This window comes from Rhodococcus sp. P4_F5 (genome assembly GCF_056401315.1).
Genome location: NZ_JBFUJP010000115.1, coordinates 1 through 8,339 on the forward strand (window position 1 = coordinate 1; position 8,339 = coordinate 8,339).

Annotated in this window: 10 protein-coding genes and 2 rRNA genes; 8 read left to right on the top strand and 4 right to left on the bottom strand. The window is 69.9% G+C overall.

Features of this window, described 5'->3' with window-relative positions; all coding sequences use genetic code 11:
• The 3 genes from AC1DU4_RS25510 to AC1DU4_RS25520 form a co-directional block, all read left to right on the top strand.
• Positions 1–193, top strand: a 23S ribosomal RNA gene (locus AC1DU4_RS25510); the annotation flags it as partial.
• Positions 194–307: 114 nt separating this feature from the next.
• A 5S ribosomal RNA gene (gene rrf / locus AC1DU4_RS25515) occupies positions 308–424 on the top strand.
• Between the two features lie 112 nt (positions 425–536).
• Positions 537–1,052: an FKBP-type peptidyl-prolyl cis-trans isomerase gene (locus AC1DU4_RS25520; RefSeq protein WP_477844646.1), complete on the top strand. Its 516-nt coding sequence runs from the start codon at positions 537–539 to the stop codon at positions 1,050–1,052.
• Here the strand turns inward: AC1DU4_RS25520 and AC1DU4_RS25525 are convergent.
• Entirely contained in the window at positions 1,049–2,593 is a 1,545-nt protein-coding gene (locus AC1DU4_RS25525) for an adenylate/guanylate cyclase domain-containing protein (protein ID WP_477844648.1), read from the bottom strand. The genes AC1DU4_RS25520 and AC1DU4_RS25525 overlap by 4 nt on opposite strands.
• Positions 2,594–2,663: 70 nt before the next feature.
• Between AC1DU4_RS25525 and nucS the strand changes: the two genes are divergently transcribed.
• Both nucS and AC1DU4_RS25535 read left to right on the top strand, forming a co-directional pair.
• A complete protein-coding gene (gene nucS / locus AC1DU4_RS25530) occupies positions 2,664–3,338 on the top strand; it encodes an endonuclease NucS (RefSeq protein ID WP_072844845.1) in 675 nt (224 codons plus the stop codon).
• A gap of 20 nt (positions 3,339–3,358) precedes the next feature.
• Positions 3,359–3,661 (top strand): ATP/GTP-binding protein, encoded by a 303-nt coding sequence (locus tag AC1DU4_RS25535; RefSeq protein ID WP_072844846.1) that lies wholly within the window; start codon positions 3,359–3,361, stop codon positions 3,659–3,661.
• Here AC1DU4_RS25535 and AC1DU4_RS25540 read toward each other — a convergent pair.
• Positions 3,642–4,655, bottom strand: coding sequence for a hypothetical protein (locus AC1DU4_RS25540; protein WP_477844651.1), 1,014 nt, complete (start codon positions 4,653–4,655; stop codon positions 3,642–3,644). The genes AC1DU4_RS25535 and AC1DU4_RS25540 overlap by 20 nt on opposite strands.
• Positions 4,656–4,783: 128 nt before the next feature.
• The gene (mce, locus tag AC1DU4_RS25545; RefSeq protein ID WP_072844847.1) at positions 4,784–5,263 is read right to left on the bottom strand and encodes a methylmalonyl-CoA epimerase; all 480 of its coding nucleotides are present in this window, start codon (positions 5,261–5,263) and stop codon (positions 4,784–4,786) included.
• Between the two features lie 89 nt (positions 5,264–5,352).
• Here mce and AC1DU4_RS25550 point away from each other — a divergent pair, with 89 nt between their 5' ends.
• The 3 genes from AC1DU4_RS25550 (at position 5,353) to AC1DU4_RS25560 (ending at position 8,139) form a co-directional block, all read left to right on the top strand.
• The gene (locus AC1DU4_RS25550; RefSeq protein WP_477844653.1) at positions 5,353–6,546 is read left to right on the top strand and encodes an acetyl-CoA C-acetyltransferase; all 1,194 of its coding nucleotides are present in this window, start codon (positions 5,353–5,355) and stop codon (positions 6,544–6,546) included.
• A 109-nt stretch (positions 6,547–6,655) separates the two neighbouring features.
• On the top strand, positions 6,656–7,030 hold the full coding sequence (locus AC1DU4_RS25555) for a DUF3817 domain-containing protein (protein WP_072845002.1): 375 nt from the start codon (positions 6,656–6,658) through the stop codon (positions 7,028–7,030).
• A 206-nt stretch (positions 7,031–7,236) separates the two neighbouring features.
• The gene (locus tag AC1DU4_RS25560; protein WP_477844655.1) at positions 7,237–8,139 is read left to right on the top strand and encodes a co-chaperone YbbN; all 903 of its coding nucleotides are present in this window, start codon (positions 7,237–7,239) and stop codon (positions 8,137–8,139) included.
• Positions 8,140–8,200: 61 nt separating this feature from the next.
• On the opposite strand, the gene AC1DU4_RS25565 is transcribed toward AC1DU4_RS25560, so the two are convergent.
• Positions 8,201–8,339: MspA family porin (locus AC1DU4_RS25565; RefSeq protein ID WP_477844657.1), on the bottom strand; the 139-nt coding region annotated here is incomplete at its 5' end.

Below are 8,339 nucleotides of genomic sequence, written 5' to 3' on the forward strand. Positions count from 1 at the left end.
GGGCACTGCTGGTTGGCTACGTTCGGAAGGGATAACCGCTGAAAGCATCTAAGCGGGAAGCCTGTTCCAAGATGAGGTTTCTCACCCACTTGTGGGGTAAGGCCCCCGGCAGACCACCGGGTTGATAGGCCGGAACTGGAAGCCCAGTAATGGGTGTAGGTGACTGGTACTAATAGGCCGAGGACTTACCACAAAGAAGCTACGCGTCCACTGTGCGGTATCTGARACAACACACGTTGTCAGAGCCGGCTGCTTGATTCCATTGATTTGGTGTCTGTGCCGGTTCCGTGTGAAAATTTCACAGAGTTACGGCGGCCATAGCGGAGGGGAAACGCCCGGTCCCATTCCGAACCCGGAAGCTAAGCCCTCCAGCGCCGATGGTACTGCACTCGACAGGGTGTGGGAGAGTAGGTCACCGCCGTACATATTTTGCGAATGCCTCGCATCACGACTCCTTTAGGGGTTGTGGTGCGGGGCATTTCGCGTTTCCGGGGCCGGTCGACCTTCGCGCGGAGGCGCCCTGGCAGACTGTGCGAATGCTGTCGCGAAAGAATCTGCTGCGTTCTGTCCCACTTGCGCTTGCCGCGGTCACCGCGCTGACACTGACGGGCTGTGGATCGGATTCCGCGTCCGACGAGTCCACCTCGGATGCGTCACTGAGCGCCGGCGACCTGAATGTGCAGTTCAACGGCGACGAGCCGCCGACGCTGACCTTGCCCGCGGACAAGCCGGACCTGGCCGAAACCAAGATCACGGTGGTGGCAAAGGGTGACGGGGCCACTGTCGGACCCAACGACCAGGTGACCCTCGAGTACCAGGGCACGAGCTGGGACACCGGAGAGATCTTCGACCAGAGTTACGGTCGTGCACCGGCCACGTTCGCCCCGAGCCAGGTGATCCCGGGGTTCGCGCAGGCGCTCGTCGGGCAGCAGGTCGGTTCGAAGGTCCTCGCCGAGATCCCGCCGAAGGACGCCTACGGTCCGGCCGGCAGTGGCTCGGAGCTCGCGGGTCAGACTCTGGTCTTCCTGGTCGACATCAAGAGCGTCGACTAGGGCAGGGGCGTCGCCAGGCGGGTCTGCGCGCTGCGCCCGCGAAGCGTCACCGTGTCGCCCAGCGTCCACCGTGCGGCCTCGTCGGCGCCGGCCGCGGCCACCGCGCGGTCGGAGGCGAGCACGGCTCCGGGGACTGTCTTGGCGAGTTCGGACAGGCGCGCGGCCTCGTTCACGGGGTCGCCGATCACGGTGTACTCGAATCGCTTTCGGGCGCCGATGTTCCCGGCCACCGCGGTGCCGGCCGCGACCCCGACGGCCGCGTCGCAGTCGGGCACCTCGACGCGCAGCCGTTGCTGGATCCAGCGGACCGCGGCCAGCGCGCTCCCGGCCGGGTCGTCCAGGTCAGCGGGCGCACCGAAGATCGCCAGCGCCGCGTCGCCCTCGAACTTGTTGACGAAGCCGCCGTGCCGGTCCACCTCGTCGACCACCACGTCGAAGAAGCGGTTGAGCAGGTCGACCACCTGCTGCGGGGGACGGGACGCCGCGAGCTGCGTCGAGCCCACCAGGTCGATGAAGAACACCGCGACCTCGCGCTCCTCGCCGCCGAGTTCGGGATTGCGCGCTATGGCGGCCTCGGCCACCTCGTGACCGACGTGCAGGCCGAAGAGGTCCCGGATTCGTTCGCGTTCGGACAGGCCCTCCGCCATCCGGTTGAAACCACTCTGCAGTTCCCCGAGCTCGGTGCCGTCGTACACCTGGATCCGGGTACCGAGGTGGCCCTTCTCGACCTCGGTCATGGCGGCGCGGACGGACCGGATGGGAGCGACCGTCGCGGCCACCCCGAGCAGGGTGAGCAGCAGTCCGAACACCAGCGCGGCGCCGCCGATGGCCAGGATCGACCACGCCAGCTGGTCCGGGCTGGCCTCCTCGTGCAGCAGCGAGAACAGCGCGACCAGGATCAGCCCGGTGACGGGTACCCCCGTACCGAGGAGCCAGGCCAGCACGTTGCGGCCGGTGACGCCCGCGATCCGGACCCGGCGCGGATCGCCCGCCTCGAGTGCGCGCGCGGCGGCGGGGCGCAGGGCGAACTCGGCCAGCAGGTATCCGAAGGCGCAGATGGTGGTGCCGCTCATCGCGATGGTCAGCGAGACCTTCGGGATGGTCTCGGGATCGACCATGGCGTAGGCGGTGGTGAACACCACCAGCCCGCCGAGCCACAGCACGATCTGAATACGGGTCAGTTTCCACGGCATCGACAGCGCCGCGGCCGCCTCCTCGCGCGTCGGTGCCCGGCCCTCGACGGCCCAGCGCAGCCCACGCAGGGCACGCAGGGTGCCCCAGACCAGGCCGACGACGGTGGCCACGACGAGATAGGCCGGGCCGAGGACGGCGTCGACGAAGAGGAACTCCCGAGTCAGCAGTTCCGGTCCGGGGACCACTGCGATGAGCGCGCCGACCACGACGAATCCGACCAGATTGGTCACCAGCAGGCTGACGGTGAGCAGCACCTGTACCCGCAGCCGCCGACGCCGCGGCGTCTCGGTGGGGGAACCGAGGAGGCGCGAGCCCAGCGGGGCTGTGGAAACTCCGGGAACTGCCATGATCGCCGAGCGTAATGGCTCCGGCCAGCTGTGGTCGGGACCGGCGCTGGCGTGCTCTAGTGTGGTCCGAGTGCGTCTCGTGATTGCCAACTGCCATGTCGACTACGTCGGCCGTCTCACCTCCCACCTTCCGAAGGCCCGACGGCTGCTGCTGGTCAAGTCCGACGGTTCGGTGAGCATCCATGCGGACGACCGTGCCTACAAGCCGCTGAACTGGATGAGCCCGCCCTGCTGGCTGGTCGAGGACGACGCCGGCGACGGCAAGCAGCTCTGGGTGGTGACCAACAAGGCCGGCGAGGAACTGCGGATCACCATCGACGAGGTGGAACACGACTCCTCGCACGAGCTCGGCGTCGACCCGGGTCTGATCAAGGACGGCGTCGAGGCGCACCTGCAGGAGCTGCTCGCCGAGCACGTCGAGACACTCGGCCCCGGCTACACGCTGGTGCGGCGCGAGTTCATGACGGCGATCGGCCCGGTGGACCTGATGTGCCGCAATGCCGACGGCGCGTCGGTGGCCGTGGAGATCAAGCGCCGGGGGGAGATCGACGGCGTCGAGCAGCTGACCCGCTACCTCGAACTGCTCAACCGGGACCCGCTGCTGGCCCCGGTCACCGGTGTGTTCGCCGCGCAGCAGATCAAGCCGCAGGCCCGGACGCTGGCGGAGGACCGCGGAATCCGTTGCCTGACCCTCGACTACGAGGCGCTGCGCGGAATCGAGAGCACCGAGTTCAGGCTGTTCTGAGCGGCATTTAGGCTGGATTCATGCCCCGCCGCAATCATCACCGTCGCGCCGAGCCGCCGTCGCCGCTGGGCGGCTCGCAGGCCCGTGTGGAGTCCGGCCCGGCCGGCTACGACGGCGAGCAGTACCAGGTCCGGCAGATCCCGGGCGCCCGCGCCACCAAGACCTACCGGTGCCCCGGCTGTGACCACGAGATCCGGCCCGGCGTTGCGCACCTGGTGGCCTGGCCGGCGGACGCGATCGGCGGAGCCGAAGACCGCCGGCACTGGCACTCAGGATGCTGGAACGGGCGCGGGTCCCGCGGGATCACCCGGCGTTGGTCGTGACGTCCCGCTCGGAGTCCTGGTACTCGTCCGCGGAGCCGTGCTCGTCCTGACCGGCGTCGTTCTGATCGGACTCGCCGTGAGCCTCGTCCTCGGCCGCCGCTGAGTCCCGGCGGTCCTTGCGCTCGGACTCGTTGACGCCGTCGAGCAGCTCGCCCTCCCGGTTGACCGAGGCCAGCATCGCCGGCACCGAATCGAGCTGGCCGCGAATACCCAAGAGCTGGGCGAGGACCCGGCCCCGGAGGACCCGCAGCTCCTCGGCGAGTTCCTTGGCGTGGGCGATCCGCTTCTCGGCCTGTTCGGTGGCGGTCTGCAGCCGGCGCCGGGCCTCGTTGGTGGCGTCGGTGATCCGGCGGGCCGCCTCGGCCTTGCTGGTCGCCTCGAGCTCCTCGACCGCGCTGACCACCTTGGTGCGGCGTTCGCTCATGGTGATCTCGAAGTCCTGCTGGATCTGGCTGCGCTTGGCCTCGGACTCCGCCTCCATGCGGGCCCGCTCGCTCTGGGCGGCCTCGACGATCCGGGCGGCCTCGGTGCGCGCGGCGGCCATGGTCTGGGTGTGCTCGGTCTCGAGCGCGGAGCGGAGGTCGGCGAGCTCGGCCAGCCGGGTCTCGTGCTCGGCGCGCATCGCGGTGCTGTCCTGCTGGGCGATGGACACCATCTCGGCGGCCTCGGCCTGTGCATGGGCGCGCACCTCGGAGGCCTCGTCGGAGGCGAGGCGCAGCATCCGGGAGATGCGCTCACTCATGCCCTCGGCGGTGGTCGGCGGCACGGACAGCCGGTCGACGTCCTTGCGCAGGTCGTCGATCTCGTCGCGGGCGTCCTCGAGCTGCATCGCCAGGTCCCGGGCCTGCGCGGCCGCGGCGTCCCGATCGGTTGCGGTCACCCGCAGCTCGGCGTCGAAACGGTCGAAGTAGTGACGAACCTCGTCGCGGTCGTAACCCTTGCGTGCGACGGTGAAGGGGAGCGGAATCGATCCGCGGTCGTGCTCGTTGGCCATGCTCATAACCTACCGTCGCTGCGCTTGTGGTGTCGTCGCCCTGTCAGGCGTGATGAAAATACGCGAGACCGCCGCGCGGGAGGCGTTCGGCTCCCCGCACGGCGGTCAGGTGTGGGTGGAAGGGGTGCTCAGTGCCCGCCGTCGGCGGCCGGCTCGACGAGCTCGACCAGCACGCCGCCGGCGTCCTTCGGGTGCAGGAAGTTGATCCGCGAGTTCGCGGTGCCGCGGCGCGGTGCGTCGTAGAGCAGCCGGACGCCACCGGCGCGCAGGCGCTCGGAGATCGCGTCGAGGTCGGTGACGCGGTAGGCGAGCTGCTGCAGGCCCGGGCCGCTGCGGTCGATGAACTTGGCGATCGTGGAGTTCTCGTTGAGCGGCGCGAGCAGCTGGATCGCGGTGGAGCCCGCCGGGCTGCCGGGCACCGACAGCATGGCCTCGCGGACGCCCTGCTCCTCGTTGGTCTCCTCGTGCGTGGAGACGAGGCCCAGGTGTTCGGCGTACCAGGCGATCGCGACGTCGAGGTCGGGCACTGCGATGCCGACGTGGTCGATGGCCGTCACGAGGTCGGAGGCCAGGGGGGAAGTGGCCGAGCTGGGGGCAGAGTGTGTCATGACATTGACGTTAGCGTTACCGTCTTGGTAGTTCTCGTGGGGATGTGGCTTTAACCGGTGCCCGCCCGCACTGATCTTTGGAGGAAGCCGTGAGCAGTTCTGTAATCGTCGCCGGAGCCCGTACCCCGATGGGGCGGCTCCTGGGTTCACTCAAGGACTTCTCCGGGTCCGATCTCGGTGRCATCGCCATCAAGGGCGCGCTCGAGAAGGCCGGCGTCGCGCCCGAGAAGGTCGAGTACGTGATCATGGGCCAGGTGCTCACCGCGGGCGCCGGTCAGATGCCCGCCCGCCAGGCCGCCGTGGCAGCCGGCATCCCCATGGACGTGCCGGCCCTGTCCATCAACAAGGTGTGCCTGTCCGGCGTCGACGCGATCGCGCTGGCCGACCAGCTGATCCGCGCCGGCGAGTTCGACATCGTGGTCGCCGGCGGCCAGGAGTCGATGAGCCGCGCGCCGCACATGCTCGAGAAGAGCCGCGAGGGCTTCAAGTACGGCGACGTCACCCTGCGTGACCACATGGCGTACGACGGCCTGCACGACATCTTCACCGACCAGGCGATGGGGCTGCTGACCGAGCAGGTCAACCAGCAGGAAGCCAGCCACATCACCCGCGAGGAGCAGGACGCGTTCGCCGCGGCGTCGCACCAGAACGCCGCCCGCGCCTGGAAGAACGGCCTGTTCGACAACGAGGTCGTGCCGGTGCAGATCCCGCAGCGCAAGGGCGACCCGATCGTCTTCGCCGAGGACGAGGGCATCCGCGCCGACACCACCGCCGAGTCCCTGAGCAAGCTGCGTCCGGCCTTCAGCAAGGACGGCACCATCACCGCCGGTTCGGCCTCGCCGATCTCCGACGGCGCCGCCGCGGTGGTCGTGATGAGCAAGGCCAAGGCGGAGGAGCTGGGCCTGAGCTGGATCGCCGAGATCGGCGCCCACGGCGTCGTCGCCGGCCCGGACTCCACCCTGCAGTCGCAGCCCGCCCGCGCGATCGCGAAGGCCTGCGCGAAGGAGGGCATCGCGCCCACCGACCTCGACCTCGTCGAGATCAACGAGGCGTTCGCGGCGGTCGGCATCGCGTCGACCCGTGAGCTGGGCCTGGACGCGGACAAGGTCAACGTGAACGGCGGCGCCATCGCGGTCGGGCACCCGCTCGGCATGTCGGGTGCGCGCATCGCCCTGCACCTGGCGCTCGAGCTGCAGCGTCGCGGCGGCGGTGTCGGCGCGGCCGCACTGTGCGGCGGCGGCGGTCAGGGCGACGCGCTGATCATCCGGGTGCCCCAGCAGTAACTCGCCCGGTCAGCGGCCACAACTGCACCAACCGAATCCGACTACAAGGCGTCGTAGATCACACACGACGGCGCCTTGTTGTCCGATTTGCTCAGGCACAATGGTGGGCATGCCGAAGATCCTCGACGTGTCCACGCCCGCGAAGCGGTTCCGCCTGGTTGCCCAGTGGGAGGCCGTCACCTGGGCCGCCCTGCTGGTTGCGATGTTCTTCAAGTGGGTGCTCGGGTACGAAGAGGCCGTCCGGATCCCCGGAATGGTGCACGGCATCGCCGCCTTCGTTCCGTTCGTGTTGATCGCGCTGGTGACCGCGCGGTCGCTGAAGTGGGACCTGATGACCACCTTCTGGGCGTTGGTGTCGAGCGTGCCGCCGTTCGGGACGATCGTGTTCGAGCGCTGGGCCGTGCGTAACGGCAAGCTCGCCGAGTTGTCCGCCGAGGCGGTCGCGTCCGGCAAGGTCGCGGATCCCGCCCTCGCCGAGGCCTGATTCCCAGACACATCCGCAGTGCCCCCGAACCGTCACGGTTCGGGGGCACTGCGCGTATCTGGGGGTCCGGGGGTTTCCAGGCGTACCGGGGTCCGGGTGGGAGGGGTGAGGCGCGCTGACACCCGGGTGGGCGTGCCAGACTGTTGGGTGTGACTCGACCTGGCTCTCGCCCGCCCGCACGTCCCTCGGCCGCCGCGGCTGCCGCCATGTCCGGGGCCGTGGACCTGTCGGCCCTCAAGGACCGCGCGCAGTCCCCGCCGCCGTCGCAGCAACCGACGGGCCCCGTCGGCGAGGCGGGCCCGACCGGGCTCGCGCCGGTCGTCGACGTCACCGAGGCCACCTTCGAAGCGGAGGTGCTCGAGCGGTCGTCCCAGGTGGTGGTGCTGGTCTCGATGTGGTCCGAGCGGAGCCCGTCGAGCGTCCAGTTCTCCGGGGTGCTCGAGTCCCTGGCCCGCCGGGGCGCGGGTGACTGGGTCCTGGCCCGGGTGGATGTCGACACCAACCCGCGGATCGCGCAGGCGTTCGGTGTGCAGGCCATCCCGACCGTGGTGGCCGTGGCCGCGGGGCAGCCGCTCGCCGACTTCGAGGGCGTCCAGCCCGAGGACCAGGTCAGTGGCTGGCTCGAGCAGGTGCTGCTCGCCACGGCCGGCAAGCTCGCCGGTCCGCCGGCGTCGGGCGGCGAGGAGGAGCCCGAGGTCGAGGACCCGCGGTTCGTCGCCGCCGAGGACGCTCTCGCCGAGGGTGACCTGGCCGGCGCCGAGGCCGGCTACCAGGCGATCCTGGACGCGGAGCCGGGCAACACGGCCGCGCTCGGCGCCATCCGCCAGGTGCGCTTCCTGGCCCGGGTGCAGGACGTGGCGCCCGACGCGGTCGCCAAGGCGGACGCCGCCCCGACCGACGTGCAGGCGCAGCTCGACGCCGCCGACGCGCTGCTCTACACCCAGCAGGCAGAGGAGGCGTTCGGCCGGCTCATCGAGACGATCCGGCGCACCGCGGGCGACGACCGGACCGCGGCCCGCACCCGGCTGCTCGAGCTGTTCGAGCTCTTCGACCCGGCCGACCCGATGGTGGTCGCCGCGCGCCGCAAGCTGGCTTCCGCGCTGTACTGAGCCTGAACGCGTCCGGCCCCGCCTCGGTGAACGAGGCGGGGCCGGAACGGATGTGGCTGTCTCAGCCGATGCTGAAGGGCTGGCCCCACAGGGTGGTGGTGCTGGTGACGGTGTCGGTGTTCACCGTGACGGTCGCGAAGGAGCGGGCCTGCGCGTAGCCGGCGCAGCCGTTGACCGCCATGGTCGAGTCGGCGTAGGTG

What these genes read in the sequence shown, in the direction of transcription:
- AC1DU4_RS25520 (WP_477844646.1), top strand. Translation starts at nt 537, where the DNA reads ATGCTGTCGCGAAAGAATCTGCTGCGTTCTGTCCCACTTGCGCTTGCC.
- AC1DU4_RS25525 (WP_477844648.1), bottom strand. Translation starts at nt 2,593, where the DNA reads ATGGCAGTTCCCGGAGTTTCCACAGCCCCGCTGGGCTCGCGCCTCCTC.
- AC1DU4_RS25535 (WP_072844846.1), top strand. Translation starts at nt 3,359, where the DNA reads ATGCCCCGCCGCAATCATCACCGTCGCGCCGAGCCGCCGTCGCCGCTG.
- AC1DU4_RS25540 (WP_477844651.1), bottom strand. Translation starts at nt 4,655, where the DNA reads ATGGCCAACGAGCACGACCGCGGATCGATTCCGCTCCCCTTCACCGTC.
- mce (WP_072844847.1), bottom strand. Translation starts at nt 5,263, where the DNA reads ATGACACACTCTGCCCCCAGCTCGGCCACTTCCCCCCTGGCCTCCGAC.
- AC1DU4_RS25555 (WP_072845002.1), top strand. Translation starts at nt 6,656, where the DNA reads ATGCCGAAGATCCTCGACGTGTCCACGCCCGCGAAGCGGTTCCGCCTG.
- AC1DU4_RS25560 (WP_477844655.1), top strand. Translation starts at nt 7,237, where the DNA reads ATGTCCGGGGCCGTGGACCTGTCGGCCCTCAAGGACCGCGCGCAGTCC.